Raw genomic sequence first — 21,042 nt, 5'->3', positions numbered from 1 at the left:
GGTTCTCCTAGGCGAGGCTCATCAGGCGGGAGAGGCTGCGCTGGGCAGCACCGATCACGGCGCAGCGCGGGGTGCGGACGAGATCGCCGCGGCGAACCACGGCCCGGCCCTCTACGAACAGATCACGCACGGCGGGCGGCGGGGCGAGGACCAGCGCGGCAACGAGATCCCACGCGCCCGTCGAGGCGATCTGGGCCATGTCCCAAACCGCGAAGTCCGCGCGCTTGCCGGGCTCGAGGCTGCCGAGATCGGGGCGGCCGAGCACCTGCGCCCCGCCGCGCGTGGCAAGGCGCAGGGCTTCGCGCGCGGCGAAGGCATGGCCGCCGAGGCTGGCGCGCTGGAGCAACATGGCCTGCCGCGCCTCGCCCAGCAGGTGCCCCGCATCGTTGGAGGCCGAGCCATCGACGCCGAGCCCGACCGGCACCCCGGCATCGACCATCGCGCGGAGCGGGGCGATCCCCGAGCCGAGGCGGCAGTTGGAACAGGGGCAGTGAGCAACGCCGGTGCGGGTGCGGGCGAAGAGGTCGATCTCGGCCGGGTCGAGCTGGACGCAGTGGGCGTGCCAGACATCGGGCCCGGTCCAGCCCAGTTCCTCGGCATATTGGCCGGGACGGCAGCCGAAGCGTTCAAGGCTGAAGGCGACGTCTTCGGCATCCTCGGCCAGGTGCGTGTGGAGCATCACCCCCTTGTCACGCGCCAGCAGGGCGGCATCGCGCATCAGGCCGCGGCTGACCGAGAAGGGCGAGCAGGGCGCGACCCCGACCCGGACCATGGCGCCTTCGCCCGCGTCGTGGAAGCGGTCGATCACCCGGATCGTGTCATTGAGGATCGCGGCCTCGTCCTCGACCAGCGAGTCCGGCGGGAGGCCGCCGGCGCTTTCGCCCACGGACATCGCGCCGCGCGTGGCGTGGAAGCGCAGGCCGATCCCTGCGGCAGCCTCGATCGTATCGTCGAGTGTGACGCCATTGGGGAAGAGGTAAAGGTGATCGGAGCTGAGGGTGCAGCCGGACAGGGCCAGTTCGGCAAGGCCCAGCTGGGTGGCGGCGAAGACGTCGTCGGGCGTATAGGTGGCCCAGACCGGGTAGAGCTTCTTCAGCCAGCCGAACAGGGAGACGTCGGTCGCCCCCGGCAGGGCGCGGGTCAGGGTCTGGTAGAGGTGGTGGTGCGTGTTGACGAGCCCGGGAGTGACGACGCAGCCGGCGGCGTCGATCACTTCGTCCGCCTCGGCGGCGAGGGGAGAGAGTTCGGCGCTGGTGCCGACCGCGACCACCACGCCGCCGCGAAAGGCAAGCGCCCCGTCCGCGATCTCGGCGGCGCCATCGTCCATCGTGACGAGGGCCTCGGCATGGCGGACGAGGGTCAGGGTCATCTTGGCACTCTCACTTCTGCGCCGTCATCGGGGCGGCGCCTGTTCATAGCGCTCCCAGTGCGCGGTCAGTTCGTCGACCACGACCGAGCCCAGCTTGTAGAGGTTTTCGAGCGCGGCGGTCATCCCGGCATAGCCCTCGTTTTCGCGCAGCAGGTAGCCGGCCGGGTCGGCGCCCGGCGGGGGCATGGTGAAATTGCTCCCCGCGCGCAGGACCATGACGCGATTGCGGTCCGCCCGGCCGACCTTGCTGAGATATTCTAGCGACTGGATCGTGCCGGTTTCTTCCATCGCGGAGGTCACGAATTCGCCCTTCCCCCGGGTCCAGAACTTCGTCCACCGGTTGGCCCAGTCGTTGAGCCTGGCGCCGTGCCAGAAGGTCATGGCGGCGAGGTTGTCACCCTTGAGCACAAAGGGCGGCTTCTGCGCATTGGGATAGCCGGTGAAGCGCATCCGCTCCTTGGCGATCTGCGGATCGTCGGCCAGCTTGATGCCCTTGGTGAGGGCAAAAGCCCAGTCGGCCAGGGCCGGGTTCAGCTCGAACATCTCGCCGTTGACGGGGTCAAGCGGGGCGGGATCGGCCGGGCCTTTGGAGTGCAGTGCGAAATAGCCGCTGGTCCAGCCCGCCGGGATCTCGCGCGCGTCGATCTCGTGAGCGATATCGCCATCGACGAGGTAATGGGCCCAGGCGGCCGAGCCGATCGAGGCGTCTTGCGGGTCGATCCCGGCGATGCCGGCGACCAGCCAGTAGGCCTTGGAAAGGTCGAGCCGGTCGTCCAGCCCCACGGCAAGGGCGGCGGTGGCCGACTTGATCGAGCCCATGCCGGTGACCATGGCGAGCACCCCGGTCTCGGGATCGTAGGACAGGTCGTGCCAGCCTTGCGGGAACGGCAGGGTGACGGGGAACTTGCGGCGCTCGCGCCAGAGCTGGAATTCGCCCGGCTTGTCGCCGGTATCGGCGCCGACCTCGAACATGGTGACGACGACGACGCGGACCGGCAGGCGCGCGGCGCAGGGCCGGGCGGGAAGGCAGGCCTTGACCGCAGCGACGGTAGCCGCATCGGCCACGGGCGCCGCATGGGCGGGCGCGGCGACAGTAAGCAGCGCGCCGAGCAGCAGGGCGGCCTTGTGGAACGGGCGGATCATCAACGGTACTCTTGAAATGGCCGGGGGAGAGGCGGCAGCGCGCCGCCGCCCCTCCCCGCGAGGAAGATCAGAACTTGTACTTGATCGAGGCCTGCCACGAGCGCGGCAGCTCCGGCAGCACGTTTTGCGAGCCGTAGAGCTCGACGAAGTTCGCGCGGAAATAGCGCTGGTTGAGCGCGTTCTTGAGGTTGAAGCGGAACATCCAGTGGTCGGTCTCGTAAGTCACGCCGAGGTCGACCAGGGTGTAGGCCGGCAGCTTCAGCGTGTGCGCATAGTCCGCCCAGACCGATTCCACGTGGCTGGCGCTGGCCGAGAGGGCCAGGCCATTGTCGAACGAGTAGGTCGCCGTGGCCGAATAGAGGTTCTTCGGGATGCCCGGACGCTCGGCCATGCTCGCATCCTTGAGCGTGACATAGCCGTTGGGCGCGCCGCCATAGAGCAGGGCCGGATTGACCCCGAAGGACTTCACCAGCTCGGCGCCGTAGTAGTAGAAGAACGTGCCGCCGCCGTTGAGGAAGGGCAGGTTGACCACCTTGGTGTGGGTATAGGCGCCGGTCAGCAGCAGGTGCTTGTCGACCGACCAGCGCACCTCCGCCTCGACGCCGGTGGTCTTGATCGCCTGGTTCACGGTGAGCGAGCCGACCGTATAGTCGGTGCGGGTCTGCTTGTAGACCGACAGGGCCGCATAGAGCGTATTGTCGAGCCACGAGCCCTTGATCCCGCCTTCATAGAGCTTGGAATCGGTCACCCAGGTGTCGTTGTAGACGTTGTTGGGATCGACTTCCGCGCCCTGCCCGGCGATGATCACCGCCTGCTTGGCAATCGTGCCGTAGGGCACGAGGCCGAAGGGCAGCTTGTAGTTGGCGCTGGCGGTCCACGACCAGACGCCCTTCGAGCCCTTGGCGGTGGAATAGCCGCGGGCAAGGTCGGCCGAGGTGGTGAGCGCCGCGGTCGGGATGTTCAGCCAGAACTGCGTCGAGTCCATCTTGGAGAGGATCGCGTTCGAGGTGACGCTGAGATAGTCGTACCGCCCACCCAAGGTCAGATCGAGGCCGAAATCGAAGTTGAGGTCGGTCAGCGCGCTGACCGAGGCATCGGAATAGTGCCCGGTGAAATAGCTCGAATAGCCCGAATCCGTCTGGGTGGAGAGCAGGCGGGTCGAGAGCGGGGTATAGCCCTGGGTCAGGTCGACGCGGCCGAAGTATTCATAGCCGAAATCGTCCGCGTGCTTGAAATTGGTGTAGCGGATCGACGGCGCCAGCTGGAACGAGAAGGTGCCGAGAGCGGACTTCACCTTCTTGGTGGCGACGATCTTGTCCTCGATCACGTAGGAATCGGCGAACTGGGAGAAGCCGTAGGCGTTCTCGTTGATGTTGTAATAGCCGTCGTAGAAGAACTGGTTCTTGATCTCGAGGCTCTCGGGATCGCCCCAGATCAGGTCGGCGTAAGCAGTCTTCACATTGCTGTCGAGCTTGTCGTCCTGACCGGTCAGGGTGTTGCGCGGACTGAGGATCGCGGTGCCGACGTTGGTCAGGCCAAGATCGGGCACGTTGGCCGCGAGGCAGGAATTGGTCAGCCCGCTGGCAAGGATGCCGCCGCCGCAGACGAAGGAACCGAACAGCCCCAGCCCCGCCCCGCCGTTGGCGGCGCGCGCCTCGGCCTGCGAGATCTTGCCGTCGGCATTGGTGTCGAGCGGCTTGGCCTGGCCGGTGGTGTAGATGCCCTTGTCGATCAGGTCCTGGGTCACGCGGTTCCAGCCGCCGTTCTGCACGCCCCGGTAGTTCTGGTACATGCCGCCGAATTCGAGCCGCAGCTTGTCGGTGATGTCGGTATCGAACGCGGCCTGCAGCAGGGTCTGGTGGGTGAAGACGTAGCGATAATAGCTATCCGAATTGGTCAATTCACCATAGAGACTGTAACCAAACTCGTGATCGCCGAGCTTGCCCGGCCCGACCACGCTGGCCGCCATCTTGCTCCCGTTCCAGGCCGAGCGGGTATATTCGATCTCGGCCTTGGGCTCGCTCATGAAGCTGCCGCCAGCCACGCGCGCGGTCTTGGGCACGAAGTTGATGTAGCCGCCGGTCTTGGCCGGGCCCATGATCGGCGAGGCGGGGCCGCGCACGATGTCGATCCGGTCGGCCGCGCCGATCGGGGTAGGATAGTTGCCCGGATTGTCGAGCCGGCGCATGCCCCGGAAATAGGTCTCGCCGGGGGTGCCGCGAATGTCGAGCGAGCCGCTGACTCCGAAGAACGAGTTGGTGAAGGTGCCCGGCGCCTGGGCGATCAGGTCGTGGATGTCGGTGATGCCGAAGCGCTCGATCTGCTCCTTCGACACGGTCGAGGCCGAGCGCGGGGTTTCGACGAGGTTCTTGTCGAAGCCGAAGATCGTGCCGACGTCCTTGACCGGCAGGGCGTTGAGCGCGCCCTTGACGACGATCTCCTCGCCGGCCGGGGCATCGGCGGCTTCGGCCTCGGCCTCCTCGGCGAAGGCCGGGGCGGTCATCGCGGTGCAGGCGAGCAGGGTGGCGGCGGCGAGCAGCGTCTTGCGGCGGCGGCCGAAACGGGCCGGGTCGGATTGGGTCGAACGCATGTTCATGGTTGATACCCCTCATGGTGGTTGGGCCGCCGCAGGCTTTGCAGATGCGGCCGGTGTCGGTTGCGAAGGGCCTCTCCCGTATTGGCGCCACCATTCCCGCCGTGCTGCATTGCAGCAGTTCCGTCGCGGGATGAGCAGTCTTTCGATTGTTGGTTATTCTGCCGGATCATGGCTGCGAACATCGCAGGCCCGGCGGCGCAGCGACGGCGACCGGCGCAAGCGCAAGCATAATCCTGCCTTGGCCGACCCCTGTCATGCTGCCCGTCCCTGTCGCGAAAAATGCGATGGCGGTGGACTAAGGGCTTGACCTCTCTCTCGCAAACGCAATGATTCCCACGCTGCGTTGCAAAAAATAGGTAGGGTTCCATGCCAGCCTTTTCGAGATTCCTGCGCTACTTCATGGCCGTCGGGCGGCTCGGTTCGATCCGCAAGGCGGCCGAGGAACTCAACGTCTCGGCCTCGGCGATCGACCGGCAGATCCTCAACGTCGAGGCGGAGATCGGCATGCCGCTGTTCGAGCGGCTGCCGACCGGCCTGCGCTTGACCGCGGCGGGCGAGATCATGATGGCGGCGGGCGGGCGCTGGCACAAAACCCTCGGCGAAGTACGCGCCCAGATCGAGGACCTGCGCGGGCTGAAGCGCGGCCATGTCGACATCGCGATCATCGATGCCCTGACGAAGGGGGCGATCCCGGCGGCAGTCCAGTCGATCCAGAGCCGCTATCCCGGCATCTCGATCGGGGTGAAAGTGGCAAGCAACGATCTCGTCCGGCGAATGATCGTGACCAACGAGGTCGATTTCGGGATCTTCTTCGAACCCGAGTCCTATCGCGACATCACCGTGCGGGCCTTCGTCGACGTCCACCTCGGCTTCGTCACCCCGGCGGGATACCCCTTCGGCCAGCAGCGCGAGGCGCGCTTTTCCGCCTGCATCGGCTCGCCCGTGGTGGTCCCCGCCCCGCCGCTGGCCGTCCACCAGCAGGTGGCCGTGCTGGAAGGGGCAACCAAGGCGACGCTCGACCGCAAGGTGAGCAGTGACAACATCCAGATGATCACCTCGCTGGTGCTGCAGGGGGTGGGCATCGGCATCCTCACCTCGCTTGATGTCTTGACCGAGGTGAAGGCGGGGCTGCTGTCCTTTACCCGGATCACCGACCCGGTGCTGCGCCCGATGACGCTGGCCCTGTGCACCGCCGCCGCGCGCTCGCCCTCCTATGCCGCCGATATCGTGCTGGGCGAAATGCAGGCCGCGCTGGGCCAGCTGGCTTGGCCCTCGCCCGTACAGGCGGGGTAAACGGCGGAAATCCGTGTTGCCCGCAAGCACGGCAGGCGATAACCGCAGGGACAGACAGCAACCGACCGGACTTGCCTTGCCATGACCGATTCTGCCGCGCCCGTACTCAACTACATCGCCTACGAGGATTTCCTCGGCAAGGTGCGCGGCGTGACGCGCATGGTGGCGGACGGGGCGTGGAAGCCCGATTTCATCATCGGCATCGGGCGCGGCGGGCTGGTCCCGGCGGTCTATATCAGCCACGAGTTGCAGGTGCCGATGCTCTCGATCGACCATTCGTCGAAAGTGCCCGGCTTTGCCGACGAACTGCTGGGCAAGGTCGCCGCCAAGTCGGTGGCCGGCACCCGGCTGCTGTTCGTGGACGACATCAACGACAGCGGCGGGACCATCGCCTATGTGCGCGACCTGCTGGCCCGCAATGGCTGCGTGGCCGAGAACCTGCGCTTTGCCGTGCTGATCGATAATACCCGCTCGCAGGCGCGGGTCGACTATGCCGCCGAGGCGATCGACCGGGCCGAGGACAAGCGCTGGTTCGTCTTCCCCTGGGAAGCGGTGATGACTGCCGAAACGCTGGTCGGCGAAGCCCAGGCCGTTCCCGAACGGCTGGGCTGAGCGAAGTCCCAAAGCAGCTCAGCATCGTCATTGCGAGCGGCCGCAGGCCGCGTGGCAATCCAGGGCCGTTGCGAAATACCGCCATGGATTGCCGCGGGGCTTCGCCCCTCGCAATGACGAGCGCCTTGGGTCAACCGTCCGACAGCCAGGCATCGACCGCCAGCAGATGGCGGTCGATCGCGGCGGCGGGCAGGAACGATCCGGTGAAGCTGTTGCGGGCAAGCGTGGCCAGATCATCGCGCGAAAGGCCGCGCGCCTTGGCGATGGCGCGGTAATTGTCGGCCACATAGCCGCCGAAATAGGCCGGATCGTCGGAATTGACCGTGGCGCGCAGGCCCTCGGCCAGCATCCGGTCGAGAGGGTGATCGGCAAGGTCCCCCACCACGCAGAGCTTGAGGTTGGACAGCGGGCAGACCGTGAGCGTCATGCCGGCACCGGCGAGGCGGCGGACAAGCCCGGCGTCTTCCATCGCGCGGTTGCCGTGGTCGATCCGGTCGACATGGAGCAGGTCGAGCGCCTCGACCACATATTCGGGCGGGCCTTCCTCGCCCGCGTGGGCAACGCGCTTTAGCCCCTTGGCGGCGGCGGCGGCAAAGACCCGTGCGAACTTGGCCGGGGGATGGCCCACCTCGCTGGAATCGAGGCCGACGGCGGCGATCCGGTCGAGATAGGGCTCCGCCATGGCCAGCACCTCGAAGGCGGCTTCCTCGCTCAGGTGGCGCAGGAACGAGAGGATCAGCGCGCTGGTCAGGCCGTGTTTCGCTTCCGCCTCGGCCATGGCGGAAAGCAGGCCTTCGATCACCGTGGCGAAGGCGATGCCCCGGTCGGTATGGGTCTGGGGGTCGAACATGATCTCCGCATGGCGGACGCCGTCGGCCGCCGCGCGGTCGAAATAGGCCATGGCGAGATCGTGGAAGTCCGCCTGCGTGATCAGGACGCTGGCCCCGGCATAGTAGATGTCGAGAAAGTCCTGCAGGTTGGAGAAGGCATAGGCCGCCCGCACGTCCTCGACGCTGGCATAGGGGATCTCGATCCCGTTCCGCGCGGCCAGCGCGAACATCAGTTCGGGTTCAAGGCTGCCCTCGATGTGGAGGTGCAGCTCGGCCTTGGGCAGGCCGGTGATGAACTGGTCGAGATCGGTGGTCATGAAGGCAATCCTGGCTGGTCGCGGTCCCAGGCACATTTGCCCATGACATGGGTGCGCGCAATGGCGCGGTCGTCGCCCAGCACCTGCAGCGCGAAAAGCCGCTCGGCAAGGCCGGCCCCGGCGGTGCGGCGAGCGAGGAGCGGCGTGGCCTTCTCGTCGAGCACAACGAAATCGGCCTCCTGCCCTTCGGACAGGTTCCCGACCTTGTCGGCAATATGCAGCAGGCGGGCCGAGCCACCGGTTGCCAGCCACAGGGCGCGGAAGGGATCGAGACGGTAGTGGTTGAACAGCCCCGCCTCGTAAGCAAGGCCCGAGGTGCGCAGGAGCGAGAACGAAGTGCCCGCGCCGATGTCCGTGCCCAGGCCCAGCCGGACGCCGTGCGCCTCGGCCTGGGCGAAGTCGAACATGCCCGAGCCGAGGAAGAAGTTGGAGCTGGGGCAGACCGCGATCCCGGCGCCGGTTTCGGCAAGGCGGGCGCAGGAACGGTCCGGCAAGTGGATGCCGTGGGCGAAAACCGAGCGCGGCGTGACGAGGCCGAAGCGGTCGTAGGCGTCGAGGTAATCGGCCGCATCGGGGAAGCGCGCGGCGACCTCGGCCACTTCGCGGGTGTTTTCGGCGAGGTGGGTGTGAAGCAGGACCTGCGGGTGAGCCTCCAGCAGGTCGCCCGCGACCGCCAGCTGGGCGTCGCTGGAGGTGAGCGCGAAGCGCGGGGTGACGGCATAGGTCAGGCGGCCCTGGAGGTGCCAGCGGCGGATCAGGGCCTCGCTGTCGTCCCGCGCGGTCTCCGGCGTATCGCGCAGCCCTTCGGGGCCAAGGTCCATCAGCACCTTGCCGCAGGCCATGCGCAGGTTCCGCCGCTGTGCCTCGGCCATGAAGGCATCCACCGAGCCGGGATGGACCGTGGCGAAGACCAGCGCCGAGGTGGTGCCGTGGCGCAGCAGTTCGTCAAGGAAGGCCCTGGCCACGCTGGCAGCATGAAGCGGATCGGCGAAGGCCATCTCGGCGGGAAAGATGTGCCGCTCCAGCCAGTCGAGCAATTGCTCGCCATGGCTCGCCACGCGGTCCATCTGCGGATAGTGGACATGAGCGTCGATGAAGCCGGGGACGATCAGGCCCTTGATCGCTTCGGGTGCGAGGCCGGGGAAGCGCGGCGCAAGATCGGCATGGGGCCCGCGCGCCACGACGATCCCGTCCTCGATCACCAGCAGGCCATCGGGATCGTGGCGGACGGCCCCCTCACCCTCCGCCGGATCGTGGGCAAGGCTGAGGATCTCGCCGCGATAGGCGGTGATGGTCATCCCGTGCGGTCCAGTTGCAGGAGCTGTGCAATCAGGGCGACCGCGATCACGTCGGGCTCCTTGCCGGTGATGCCGGGCAGGCCGATCGGGCAGGTCAGCCGGGCGCGGGCGGCCTCGTCCACCCCGTCGCTGGTGAGCCGCGAGAGGAAGCGGGCGCGCTTGGTCTGCGAACCGATCAGGCCGGTGAAGGCCACCGGCGGGCGCGACAGGGCAGCCTTGGTCAGGCGATAGTCGAGCGCGTGATCGTGAGTGAGGATGACGATGGCGCTGTCGTCTGGCGCCTCGGCCACGCAGTCTTCAACCGCCGCTTCCGGCACGATGGCCACGCCCTCGATCGTCTCGAATACCGGGCGCGTATCGAACCAGCACAGGCGCAGCGGCAGGCCGGGGGCATGGCGGGCAATGGCCTGGCCGACATGGCCCGCGCCGAACAGGTAGAGCGGGCGGCGGTGCCGGCCGATCAGCTCGGCAAAGCGCGCGCCTTCGCGCGGGCGGTCGCCCCGCGCCGAGGGCAGTGCCACCGGGCCGTCCTCGATCTGGCGGAAAACCTGCCCTTCGTGGAGGTGACTGACGAGGAGGCGGCCCTCGCCCGCTTCGTCCAGCCAGCCGAGCCGGTCGGGATCGACATGCTCGACCAGCACGCGCACCCGCCCGCCGCAGCACTGGCCGAGCAGGGGGCCGAGCGGATAGTCCTGCACCCGCCATGTCCCCGGCGGATGGGCCAGGATCGCGCGGGCCTGCTCGATCACCCGGAATTCAAGCGCCCCGCCCCCGATCGTGCCGTATTCGCCGTGAGCCGTGACCAGCATCCGCGTGCCCGGTCCGCGCGGGGCCGAGCCTTCGGTGGCAAGCACGCTGACGAGGGCGGTCGGTTCGCGCGGGGCAAGCTCGCGCAGGATGTGGAGCCAGTCGGTCATGTCGCCTTGTGCGCGGCGATCGCCTTCAGCACGGCCTCGGGCGTGGCCGGGGCGTGCAGCGGGGGCAGGTCGCGCCGCGCCGGGTTGGTGGCGGCAATGGCTGCGGAAATGGCGCAGAACACCGAATTGGCCAGCATCAGCGGCGGCTCGCCCACGGCCTTGGAGCGGTGGACCGTGGGCTTGGCGTTCTCGCCGTCCCACAGTTCGATGCGGAAATGCTTCGCCCGGTCGGACGCGGTCGGGATCTTGTAAGTGGCGGGCGAATGGTTGAGCAGGCGGCCCTTGCCGTCCCACTCGACGACTTCGGTGGTCAGCCAGCCCTGCCCCTGGATGAAGCCGCCCTCGATCTGGCCGCGGTCTATCGCCGGGTTGAGCGAGCGGCCGACGTCGTGGAGGATATCGACCGCCAGCACCTTGTGCTCGCCGGTCAGGCAATCGACCACGACCTCGCTCACCGCCGCGCCATAGGCGAAGTAGTAGAACGGGCGGCCCTTGTGAGCCGCGCGGTCGTAGGCAATGTCGGGCGTGGCGTAGAAGCCGGTGGAGGACAGCGAGATCCGCCCGATATGCGCGCGGCGGGCGGCGTCAGCGAGAGGGATCAGTTCGGAGCCGGCGCGGATGCCCTCGGCGGTGAAGCTTACCTCTTCGGGCGCGCAACCGTGGGCTCCGGCGAGGAAGGCGCAGAGCCGGTCGCGGATCGCCAGAGCGGCGTAGTGCGCCGCCATGCCGTTGAGATCGGCGCCCGACGAGGCCGCCGTGGCCGAGGTGTTGGGCACCTTGTCGGTCCGCGTCGCGGTGATCCGCACGGAGGAGACCGGGACGGCGAAGACATCGGCCACGATCTGGGCAACCTTGATGTAGAGGCCCTGCCCCATTTCGGTGCCGCCGTGGTTCACCTGGATCGAGCCATCGGTGTAGAGATGGACCAGCGCGCCGGCCTGGTTGAGGTGGGTCGTGGTGAAGCTGATCCCGAACTTGACCGGGGTCAGGGCGATGCCGCGCTTGAGCACCGGGCTGTTCGCGTTGAACGCGGCCACGGCTTCGCGGCGGGCGGTATAATCGGACGTTTCCTTGAGCCGCGTGATCAACTGCGGGGCGATATTGTCTTCCAGTTGCATGCCGTAAGGCGTGACGTCGCGCCCCGGGCCATAAAGGTTGGCCTGCCGCACGGTGAGCGGATCGAGCCCCAGGCGGGCGGCGATGTGATCGCAGACCCGCTCGATCCCCAGCATCCCCTGCGGGCCGCCAAAGCCGCGAAAGGCCGTGGCCGAGACGGTGTTGGTCTTGAGCCGCTCGGACACAATCTCGACATTGGGGAGGAAATAGCAGTTGTCGGCATGGAACATCGTCCGGTCGTTGATGCCGGGCGACAGGTCCATCGTCGCGCCGCAGCGGGCGGCATAGTTCAGCTTCAGGGCAAGGATGCGGCCAGCATCGTCATATCCGGCCTCGTAGCTCACCTCGAAATCGTGGCGCTTGCCGGTGACGATCATGTCGTCATCCCGGTCGCAGCGGAACTTGGCCGGGCGCCCGGTGTGGTGCGCCGCCAGGGCGGCGGCGGCGGCGAACAGGGCGGCCTGGCTTTCCTTGCCGCCGAAGGCCCCGCCCATGCGGCGCACCTCGACCGTGACATCGGCGCTGGGCTTTTCCAGCATGTGGGCGACGATGTGCTGGATCTCGCTCGGGTGCTGGGTGGAGGAGACGACGTGGATCTGCCCGTCCTCGCCGGGGCGGGCATGGGCGACCTGACCTTCGAGGTAGAAATGATCCTGCGCGCCGATGGCGAGCCCGCCCGACAGGCGGTGCGGCGCCGCGGCGAGCGCGGCCTGCGCATCGCCCGCCGCCATGTGCTGGTCGGCCTCGATCCGCTCCCCGGCTACGCGGGCCTGAGTGACCGTAAGGCGCGGTTCCAGCGGCTCATAGGTGATCGCGCCGAGCCGGGCGGCCTTGCGCGCGGCCATGCGGCTGGTGGCGGCAACGAGGAACACCGGCTGGCCGTGGCTGATCACTTCGCGATCGGCGAGCAGGCGATCGTCGTGCGCGATCGGGCCGACGTCGTTGGCGCCGGGAATGTCGGCGGCGGTGAAGACCGCGACCACGCCGGGGGCGGCGCGGACGGCATCGAGGTCCATGGCGACAATCTTGGCCCGCGCCTCGCTCGACAGGCCGAAGGCGAGGTGGAGCATGTCGGCCGGTTCGGCCTCGTCATCCACATAGCGGGCGAGCCCGGCAACGTGGAGATGCGCGCTGTCATGCGGGTTGGATGGCCTGGTCCCGGCCGGCCAGAGCGGATCGCGTTCGGCCATGGTCAGGCCTCCACGCTGAGCACCGAAACCGCCGCGCCCTGTTCGCGGTGCCACAGCCGCCAGAGCAAGGCAGCGGCGGCATCGAGCCGGTAAGCGGCGGTTCCGCGCACGTCGGTCAGCGGGGCGAAATCGGCGCGCAGGGCCTCGGCGGCGGCCGTGATGGTCTGCTCGGTGAAGGGCCGGCCGGTCAGCGCGGCCTCGCACCCGGCGGCGCGGCGCGGGGTGGCGGCCATGCCGCCGAAGGCCACGCGGGCGGCGGTGATCGTACCGTCGTTCACGGTGAAGGCAAAGGCGCCGAGCACGGCGGAAATATCGCTGTCGAACCGGCGGGAGAGCTTGGCGACGTGGATCACGGCATCGGGCGCGGGGCGCGGGATGAAGACGCTTTCGACGAATTCGCCGGGCTGGAGGTCCTGCTGGCCGTAGTCGATGAAATAGGCCTCGAGCGGGATCGTGCGCCGCCCCTTGGCGCTGCGCAGGGTGAGGCTGGCGCCAAGCGCGATCAGCGCGGGCGGGCCATCGCCAATCGGCGAGCCATTGGCGATATTGCCGCAGACCGTGCCCGAATTGCGCACCTGCAGGCCGCCGATGCGGCGGACCAGTTCGCCCAGATCAGGGTGAAGCCGGGCGAGCGGGGCATGGGCATCGGCATAGCGGACGGCGGCACCAAGGGTGAGGCCGGTGTCGTACTCCGTGATCCCGGCAAGGTCCGCGACATCGCCGATGAAGACCAGCGCCTCGATCTCCTTGAGGCCCTTGGTCACCCACAGGCCGACATCGGTGGCGCCCGCGACGATCCGGGCGCCGGGATGTTCGGCCAGCACCGCGGCCAGCTGATCGGCGCTGCGCGGGGCGAACCAGCGGCGCGGACCGACAGTACCGCTGGCCATTTCGCCATCGGCGATGGAGCGCAGCGCGGCGATGGTGGCGGTGTCGTCCTGCGCAATGTGGGCGCCTTTCTCGCCCGCCTCGAGGATCGGGCCGTAGCCGGTGCAGCGGCACAGATTGCCCGCGATCACGTCGGGCAGCGGCAGATCGCAGCCGATGGCCCCGATCGCGCGGCCGTGCAGCGACATGACGAAGCCGGGGGTGCAGAAGCCGCATTGCGATGAGCCGTTGGCGGCCATGCAGGCCTGCAACGGATTGAGCGCACCGCCGCCCGCAAGGCTCTCGACCGTCATCAGCGCCTTGCCGTGGATCATCGGCAGGAACAGGATGCAGGAATTGACCGCCCGCCAGTTCACCTGTTCCCCGGCAAGTTCGCCCAGCAGCACGGTGCAGGCCCCGCAATCGCCCTCGGCGCAGCCTTCCTTGGTGCCGATGCGGCTGAGCGGCCCGCGCAGGTGATCGAGCAGGGTTCCGGTGGGATCGGGATCGGCGATCTCGATCACATCGCCATCGAGGATGAAACGCACGGCCATGGTCAGCTGCCCCGGTAAGTCGAATAGGCGAAGGGCGAGACCAGCAGCGGCACATGGTAGTGGCCCCCGTCCGCCATGCCGAAGGCGATCGTCACCTCATCGAGGAAGGGCGGATCGGGCAGATTGACCCCGGCCGCCCCGAAATAGTCGGCCACGGCGAAGACCAGCGCATAGCGGCCCGGCGCCAGTTCCGGCAGGCCTGGGCAGCGCCCATCGGCATTGGTCTTGCCGGTGAACAGCACGGTGCCGGCGCCGTCTTCCAGCCGCAGGGCGACGCCGGGAGCGGGCCCGCCGCGCGTCGTGTCGAGGACATGGGTGGACAGCGTTGTCATTGCGGTGTTCCTGCGGCGATCCAGCGGCCTATGGTGTCGCGCTCGGCGCGGGTCATCCCGGTGAGGTTGCCCAGCGGCATGATCTCGGCGGCGACCGCGACCTTTTGCACCCGGGGCGCAAACGACCTAGCGTGATCGAACGAATCCAGTTTTACCCCCAGCGGCGGGGCGGGGAAAGCGGGATTGCTCGGATGGTCGGAATGGCAGGCGAGGCAGTGCTTCGTGAAGATCGGCTGGACCGAGGCCCAGCCGGCCGCCATCGGCACGGCGGCCGCCGCGCTGGCGGCGGGGACCGGCACGGGCGGCAGGGTGGCCTTTTCGCCCGAGACATAGGTCACGCTGACCAGCGCCATAACCGCGGCGACCGCAATCGCCCGGCCGGTGGGCGCGCCGCGATGGCGCAGGTTGAAGACATGGCGCACGGCCACCCCGGTCAGCCCGAGCAGGGCGAGCACCAGCCATGGTCGCGCCGCGCCATAGGTCATCGCATAGTGGTGGCTGATCATGATGAACAGCACCGGCAGGGTCATGTAGTTGTTGTGCACCGAGCGCTGCTTGGCCGCCTTGCCCAGCGCCGGGTCCGGCTCCTTGCCCGCCACCAGCGCGGCGACGACCTTGCGCTGGTTGGGGATGATCACGAAGAACACGTTGGCGACCATCGCCGTGCCCATCATCGCGCCGATGTGGAGATAGGCGCCGCGCGCGCTGAAGATCGTGTTGAGGAACCATGCGGCCAGCACGAGGAAGCCGAACCAGATCGCGCCGAGCACCCGGCCGTCCCGCCCCAACGGCGAGCGGCACAGCGCATCGTAGAACACCCAGCCGACCAGCAGGGCCGAAAGCCCGAGCGCGATGGCATCGGGGCTCGACAGCTTTGCCTTGGCCGGATCGATCAGGAAGCTTTGCGCGCCGACATAGTAGACCAGCACCAGCATCAGGAAGCCGGTGATCCAGGTGGTATAGGCCTCCCATTTGAACCAGTGCAGTTCATCCGGCATCTGGCTGGGTGCGACCTGGAATTTCTCGTTGTGGTAGAAGCCGCCGCCGTGGACCGACCAGACCTCGCCCGAGGCTTCGCCGCTCTTGGGCGGAACGAGGTGATTGTCGAGCCAGACGAAATAAAACGACGAGCCGATCCAGGCGATGCCCGCCGTCAGGTGAAACCAGCGGACGGCGAGGTTGAACCACTCGGCCCAGTCGACCGAGAATGTCGCCGCGCTCATTGCGGCGCCTCCAGCCTCAGGCGCACGATCTCGCCGATCTGTTCGATGGCCTTGGCGATCTCCTCCTCGCGCGTGTTGGCCAGCCGGCGCTCCATCGCGGCGAGGATCCCGGCCTTGTCGGTCAGCCGCACGCAGATGATGAAGGGAAAGTCGAACCGCGCGCGGTAAGCGGCGTTGAGCTGGTGAAAGCGGGCGAATTCCTTTTCCGTCAGCCGGTCGAGCCCGGCGCTGGCCTGTTCGGCGGCCGAGGCTTCGGTAAGCGTCCGGTCGACCGCCGCCTTGCCGGCGAGTTCCGGGTGGGCGCGGATCAGGGCGAGCTGTTCCTCGGCCGTGGCGGCGCGGACCACGGCCATCAGGTCGGCATGGCGATCGCCCGAGGCGGGCGCGGCATCGGCGCGCTGCTCCACCCAAGGGCTGTGTTCGAACAGCGCGGTCATGCCCCCGCCTCGAGGTAGGGGTGATGGTCGAGCCAGTGGTGGGCGATGTCGATCCGGCGGGCGATCCAGACGTCCTCGCTTTCCAGCACATGGTCGAGGAAGCGGGCGACGGCGCGGGCGCGGGCCGGGCGGCCGGCGATGCGGGCGTGGAGGCCGATGGACATCATCCGCCCGCCTTCCTCGCGCAGCTGGTCGTAGGTATCGCGCAGGTAGCGGTAGAACTGCTCGCCCTCGGCAAAGCCGTTGAGCGCGACCAGCTTCATATCGTTGGCGTCGAGCGAATAGGGCACGATCAGCTGCGGCTTGCCGTGGCGATCGTCCCAATAGGGCAGGTCGTCTGCGTAGCTGTCGGCGTCGTAGACGAAGCCCCCCTCCTCGGCCACGAGCCGCGCGGTGTTGGGCGAGGTGCGGCCCTGATACCAGCCGAGCGGACGGCTGCCGGTGAGGCGGGTGTGAATCTCGATCGCGCGGGCGATATGCTCGGCCTCGACCTGTTCGGGGACGTACTGGTAATCGATCCAGCGATAGCCATGGCTGGCCACTTCCCAGCCGGAATCGAGCATGGCCTCGACCGCCACCGGGTTCATTTCCATCGCCGCCGCCACGCCGAAGACCGTGACCGGCACCCCGCGCGCGGTGAACAGGCGGTGGAGCCGCCAGAACCCGGCGCGGCTGCCATATTCGTAGAGGCTCTCCATCGCCATGGCGCGGGCCGGGTGGCTGGCGGCGCCGACCATGTCGGACAGGAAGGCTTCCGAGCCCTTGTCGCCATTGAGGACCGAGTTTTCGGCCCCTTCCTCGTAATTGATCACGAATTGCACGGCGATCCGGGCGCCGCCGGGCCAGCGCGCCTCGGGAATGGTGGGGCCGAAGCCGGTGAGGTCGCGCGGCAGGCTCATGCCGCCTCCCACGCCGCGATGGCGGCGGGCACGGCCTCGCCCAGCGGAAGGCGGAAGCCGTTCGCCTTGAGGCTGGCCTCGAGCGCGCCGAGGGTGATCAGGACCTTGTGCTGCATCGCGTTGTAACCCATCGCCCCGATCCGCCAGATCCGGCCCTGAAGCGGACCGAAGGCAGTGCCGATCTCGATCTCGAACACCTCGCGCATCATGGTACGGATCGCCTCGCCGTCAACGCCCTCGGGCACGTGGACGCCGGTGACATTGGCCATGCGGTGCGCGTCACTACCGAAGACGGTGAGGCCCATGGCGCGCAGGCCCGCTGTCATCGCCGCGCCGGCCTTGCGGTGGCGGGCATAGCGGGCCTCCAGCCCTTCGGACAGGGCGACGCGGGCGCATTCGCGCGCGGCATAGAGCATCGAGGTCGCCTCGGTATGATGGTTGAGGCGCTTTTCGGACCAGTAGTCCATGATCATGGCAAGGTCGAAATAGTTGGAGCCGATGCGCGGCCCCGCGCCGTCATGGTCGGCGGCGCTGCGGATGCCCTGTTCGACATGGCGGCGGGCGAAGATGCGCTCCGCCGCATAGTCGGAAATGGTGATCGGGGCCGAGCCGGAAGGGCCGCCGAGGCACTTCTGCAGGCCGCCGGTCATCACGTCGACCTCCCAGCGGTCGGCGGCGAGTTCCATCCCGCCGATCGTGGCCGTGGCATCGACGTAGGACCAGGCCCCCGCCGCGCGGCACAGGGCACCGAAGCCTTCGAGCGGCTGGGCCATTGTGGTCGAGGTATCGCCGTGGACGCAGGCGACGACCTTGGGCCCGCAGCGCGCGATGGCCGCCGCGATGGCCTCCATCGGCACGACTTCGCCCCACGGCGCCGAGACGGTTTCGATCCGGGCACCGATGCGCTGGAGGATCTCGGTCAGGAGCAGGCCGAAGCGGCCGAAATCGACCACCAGCACGGTATCGCCCGGCTCGACCAGGCTGGCCAGCGCCGCCTCGATCCCCGCGCGGGCCGTGCCGTTGACCAGCAGGGTCCAGCGATTGCGCGTGCCGAAGACCGGGCGGTAGAGCGCCATGACCTGTTCCATGTAGCCGGTCATCTCGGGATCGAACTGGCCGAGCAGGTCCGCCGCCATGGCGCGCAGCACGCGCGGATGGGCATTGACCGGGCCCGGCCCCATCAGCAACCGCTGCGGCGGGTCGATGTCCCCGAAGTATGTCGGCTCAAGCAGCACGCATGGCTCCCAGTCGGTCGATGAAGCCGAGCATGACCTGCAGCGCCGCCTCGGCATCGGCGGGTTCGACATGTTCGGCGGGATTGTGGCTGATGCCGGCGCGGCAGCGCAGGAACAGCATGGCCGTGGGGCAGAGCGCGGCCATGTTCATGGCATCGTGGCCGGCGCCGGAAACAAGGCGGAACGGCGGGTGACCGGCCTCGGCCAGCGCCGCGTCCATCAGGTCCATCAGCGCGCCGTCGCAGGGGCTGGCGGGCAGGTCGTGAATGCGGGTGATGACGAAGTCGAGCCCGCGCCGCTCGGCGACTTGCGCGATGGCATCAAGGATCGCCTCGGCGCCGCGATCGCGCCGCGCCTCATCGCCCGAGCGGACGTCCAGGGTAAAGCGCGCCTCACCCGGGATCACATTGGCCGCCCCCGGCAGGGCCTCGATCCGGCCGACCGTGGCGACGAGATCGGACTGGTCGTCCCGCGCGATGCGCTCTGCCGCGAGGATCGCCTCGGCGGCCCCGGCCAGCGCATCGCGGCGCAGCGGCATCGAGGTCGTCCCGGCGTGGCCCGCCATGCCGCTGAGCGTGACCTGGTAGCGCAGCTGGGCGGCAATGCCCGTCACCGTGCCGAGGGCCAGGCCCTTGTCCTCCAGCACCGGGCCCTGCTCGATATGGGCCTCGAGGTAAGCGAAGATCGAGCCCGGCGCGCGCGCCGCCGAAGGATAGGCGGCAATGTCGACGAGGTCGGCCAAGGCCACCCCTGCCCCGTCGCGCAGGGCGAGAGCGGCGGGGTCCAGCGTTCCGGCAACGGCCCGGCTGGTCAGCATGGCGGCGGGAAAGCGCGAGCCTTCCTCGTCGCCGAAAGCGATCACCTCGATGGCGAAGGGCAGGCGCTGGCCGGCGGAGGACAGGGCGGCGACCGCCTCGACCCCCAGCATGATGCCGAGCGGGCCATCATAGCGCCCGGCGTCGATCACGCTGTCGAGATGGCTGCCGATGAGGAGGATCGGCGCGGCGGGATCGGTGCCCTCGTAGCGCCCGACGAGGTTCATCGCCGGATCGCGCCGCACGCTCATCCCGGCCTGTTCCATCCACAGCGCCAGCCGGTCCTGCGCGGCGAGATAGGCGGGGCTGAGATAGGTGCGGGTCAGCCCCTCGGCGCTGTCGCTGTAAGGCGCCGCGCCCAGTTCGTCGCACCGCGCCACCGCCCGTGTTCCGCCGCTTACCATGCCGCCACCTTGCCATCGCTGCGCGGGTCCGTCGCCCCTTCGAGACGGCCATCGGCGTGGCGCACGATAGCTCCGGCATGGCCCATGGTCGCGGTCAGCGGCCCGGCGCGCTCGACATCATGGCCTGCGGCGGCGAGCTGGCCGTAAAGCGCCGCGTCGAAGCCGTCCTCCAGCTTGAGCGTGGTCGACTGTTCGCCCCAGGTCCGCCCGAGCAGCCAGCGCGGGGCGCTGATCGCCTCCTGAAGGTCGGCGCCGAAGCGGGCATAGCGAGTGAACAGCGCGGCCTGGGTCTGCGGCTGGCCCTCCCCGCCCATCGTGCCATAGGCCATGGTGCGGCCATCGTCGAACCGGGCGAGTGCGGGGTTGAGGGTGTGGAACGGCTTGCGCCCAGGCTTCAGCGCGTTCCAGCCGGTGGCGGCGAGGCGGAACGAGCTGCCCCGGTTCTGCCAAGTGATCCCGGTCTTCGGCAGGACGAGACCCGAGCCGAATTCGAAATAGGTCGACTGGATCGTGCTGACCACGCGGCCTTCCTTATCGGCGGCGGCGAACCAGCATGTATCGCCCCATTGCGGCGGCTGCGGCCATGGCAGGGCCTTGGCCGGGTCGACCTTCGCGGCAAGGGCGTCGAGGGCCGCCGGATCGGCGAGCAGGCCCTGCCAGTCGAAGTCATGGAAGGCCGGATCGCCGACATGGACATCGCGCAGCAGGAAGGCCTGCTTGGTCGCCTCGACCAGCCCGTGGACATGGGCGAAGCCGTCTGCCGCGTCCGCGCCGATCCGGTCGAACAGGGCGAGGATCAGCAGTGAGGCAAAGCCCTGGGTTGGCGGGGCGCTGTTCCACAATTGCGCGTCGTGCAGGCGGGTGGTGAGCGGTTCGGGCCGGGTTGCGACGTGCGCGGCAAGGTCAGCGGCCGAGACCGGGCTGCCCAGTGCGGCAAGGTCTCCGGCGATGTCAGCTGCGAGCGGGCCGGTGTAGAAGCTGTCCAGCCCTTCCTCGCCAAGGCGGCGCAGGGTCCGGGCCAGAACCGGCTGGCGCAGGATATCGCCCTCGGCCAGCGGACGCCCCTCGGGCTCGAACGTCGCGGCATAGGCGCCGGGCTGAATGCGCAGTTCCGCCCCCTTGCCCGCCGCGATGGCGGCATGGCCGGCCGTGACCGCGACCCCGGCCTCGGCATGGGCGATGGCACTTTGCAGCAGGCGGGCAAGCGGCAGTTTTCCGCCCGAGGTTTCCAGCGCTGCCTGCCAGCCGGAGATCGTGCCCGCCACGGTATTGGCCGCGAGCGGACCGCGGAACGGAACGCCGTCCAGCCCGGCATAGAGATCGAGCGTGGCCGAACCCGCCGCGCCGCCGCAGCCGTGAATGCCGTGAACGCGCCCGTCCGGCTCGGCGATCAGCCAGAAGCCGTCGCCGCCGATCCCGGTCATATGCGGATAGACCACGGCGAGACAGGCCGCGACCGCGACGCAGGCCTCGACCGCGTTACCGCCATCGCGCAGCACCGCCAGCCCCGCCTCGGCGGCGAGGAAGTGCGGCGCGGTGACCATGCCGCTGCTGCCCGTGATGGTGGCCATTCTGATCGATTCCCGGCCCATCTC

Annotated in this window: 17 protein-coding genes; 2 read left to right on the top strand and 15 right to left on the bottom strand. The window is 68.6% G+C overall.

The annotated features are described in order from the left end of the window. Positions 1-7: 7 nt before the first annotated feature. The 3 genes from H7F51_RS06995 to H7F51_RS06985 form a co-directional block, all read right to left on the bottom strand. On the bottom strand, positions 8-1,369 hold the full coding sequence (locus H7F51_RS06995) for an 8-oxoguanine deaminase (RefSeq protein ID WP_185663514.1): 1,362 nt from the start codon (positions 1,367-1,369) through the stop codon (positions 8-10). Between the two features lie 24 nt (positions 1,370-1,393). After that, positions 1,394-2,512: a purine nucleoside permease gene (locus H7F51_RS06990; protein WP_185663513.1), complete on the bottom strand. Its 1,119-nt coding sequence runs from the start codon at positions 2,510-2,512 to the stop codon at positions 1,394-1,396. A gap of 67 nt (positions 2,513-2,579) precedes the next feature. Next, positions 2,580-5,108, bottom strand: coding sequence for a TonB-dependent siderophore receptor (locus tag H7F51_RS06985; RefSeq protein WP_221774031.1), 2,529 nt, complete (start codon positions 5,106-5,108; stop codon positions 2,580-2,582). A 366-nt stretch (positions 5,109-5,474) separates the two neighbouring features. On the opposite strand from H7F51_RS06985, the gene H7F51_RS06980 reads away from it, so the two are divergent. Together H7F51_RS06980 and H7F51_RS06975 are read left to right on the top strand one after the other, a co-directional pair. Continuing rightward, the gene (locus H7F51_RS06980) at positions 5,475-6,401 is read left to right on the top strand and encodes a LysR family transcriptional regulator (RefSeq protein ID WP_185663512.1); all 927 of its coding nucleotides are present in this window, start codon (positions 5,475-5,477) and stop codon (positions 6,399-6,401) included. A gap of 81 nt (positions 6,402-6,482) precedes the next feature. Then, positions 6,483-7,013, top strand: a complete 531-nt coding sequence (locus H7F51_RS06975) for a phosphoribosyltransferase (RefSeq protein ID WP_185663511.1) — start codon at positions 6,483-6,485, stop codon at positions 7,011-7,013. 130 nt (positions 7,014-7,143) lie between these two features. Here H7F51_RS06975 and H7F51_RS06970 read toward each other — a convergent pair whose 3' ends face one another. Genes H7F51_RS06970 through H7F51_RS06915 form a run of 12 tightly spaced genes read right to left on the bottom strand, consistent with a single transcriptional unit; the run spans position 7,144 to position 21,018 of the window. Beyond that, positions 7,144-8,160 carry an adenosine deaminase gene (locus tag H7F51_RS06970; RefSeq protein WP_185663510.1) on the bottom strand — a complete coding sequence of 339 codons (1,017 nt, stop codon included), beginning with the start codon at positions 8,158-8,160 and terminating at the stop codon, positions 7,144-7,146. Further along, positions 8,157-9,458, bottom strand: coding sequence for a guanine deaminase (gene guaD, locus H7F51_RS06965; RefSeq protein ID WP_185663509.1), 1,302 nt, complete (start codon positions 9,456-9,458; stop codon positions 8,157-8,159). The genes H7F51_RS06970 and guaD overlap by 4 nt, the downstream gene beginning before the upstream one ends. Further along, positions 9,455-10,375, bottom strand: coding sequence for a xanthine dehydrogenase accessory protein XdhC (gene xdhC / locus H7F51_RS06960; protein ID WP_185663508.1), 921 nt, complete (start codon positions 10,373-10,375; stop codon positions 9,455-9,457). Before xdhC ends, guaD begins: the two co-directional genes overlap by 4 nt. Further along, a complete protein-coding gene (gene xdhB / locus H7F51_RS06955) occupies positions 10,372-12,681 on the bottom strand; it encodes a xanthine dehydrogenase molybdopterin binding subunit (RefSeq protein WP_185663507.1) in 2,310 nt (769 codons plus the stop codon). Before xdhB ends, xdhC begins: the two co-directional genes overlap by 4 nt. Before the next feature lie 2 nt (positions 12,682-12,683). Continuing rightward, positions 12,684-14,102, bottom strand: coding sequence for a xanthine dehydrogenase small subunit (gene xdhA / locus H7F51_RS06950; RefSeq protein WP_185663506.1), 1,419 nt, complete (start codon positions 14,100-14,102; stop codon positions 12,684-12,686). 2 nt (positions 14,103-14,104) lie between these two features. Continuing rightward, positions 14,105-14,434, bottom strand: coding sequence for a hydroxyisourate hydrolase (gene uraH, locus H7F51_RS06945; RefSeq protein WP_185663505.1), 330 nt, complete (start codon positions 14,432-14,434; stop codon positions 14,105-14,107). Beyond that, on the bottom strand, positions 14,431-15,657 hold the full coding sequence (locus tag H7F51_RS06940) for a urate hydroxylase PuuD (RefSeq protein WP_185663504.1): 1,227 nt from the start codon (positions 15,655-15,657) through the stop codon (positions 14,431-14,433). The genes uraH and H7F51_RS06940 overlap by 4 nt, the downstream gene beginning before the upstream one ends. After that, on the bottom strand, positions 15,654-16,094 hold the full coding sequence (gene uraD / locus H7F51_RS06935; protein WP_185663503.1) for a 2-oxo-4-hydroxy-4-carboxy-5-ureidoimidazoline decarboxylase: 441 nt from the start codon (positions 16,092-16,094) through the stop codon (positions 15,654-15,656). Before uraD ends, H7F51_RS06940 begins: the two co-directional genes overlap by 4 nt. Further along, positions 16,091-16,993, bottom strand: coding sequence for an allantoinase PuuE (gene puuE / locus H7F51_RS06930; RefSeq protein WP_185663502.1), 903 nt, complete (start codon positions 16,991-16,993; stop codon positions 16,091-16,093). Before puuE ends, uraD begins: the two co-directional genes overlap by 4 nt. Then, entirely contained in the window at positions 16,990-18,174 is a 1,185-nt protein-coding gene (locus H7F51_RS06925; RefSeq protein ID WP_221774046.1) for a pyridoxal-phosphate-dependent aminotransferase family protein, read from the bottom strand. The genes puuE and H7F51_RS06925 overlap by 4 nt, the downstream gene beginning before the upstream one ends. A gap of 43 nt (positions 18,175-18,217) precedes the next feature. Beyond that, entirely contained in the window at positions 18,218-19,447 is a 1,230-nt protein-coding gene (locus H7F51_RS06920; protein WP_185663500.1) for an allantoate amidohydrolase, read from the bottom strand. Then, positions 19,441-21,018, bottom strand: coding sequence for a gamma-glutamyltransferase family protein (locus H7F51_RS06915; protein ID WP_185663499.1), 1,578 nt, complete (start codon positions 21,016-21,018; stop codon positions 19,441-19,443). Before H7F51_RS06915 ends, H7F51_RS06920 begins: the two co-directional genes overlap by 7 nt. Positions 21,019-21,042: the final 24 nt, after the last annotated feature.

Source organism: Novosphingobium flavum (genome assembly GCF_014230315.1).
Classification (GTDB): Bacteria; Pseudomonadota; Alphaproteobacteria; order Sphingomonadales; family Sphingomonadaceae; genus Novosphingobium; species Novosphingobium flavum.
Note: the sequence above shows the minus strand (reverse complement) of the source record. Positions and strands in the feature narration are given on the sequence as shown.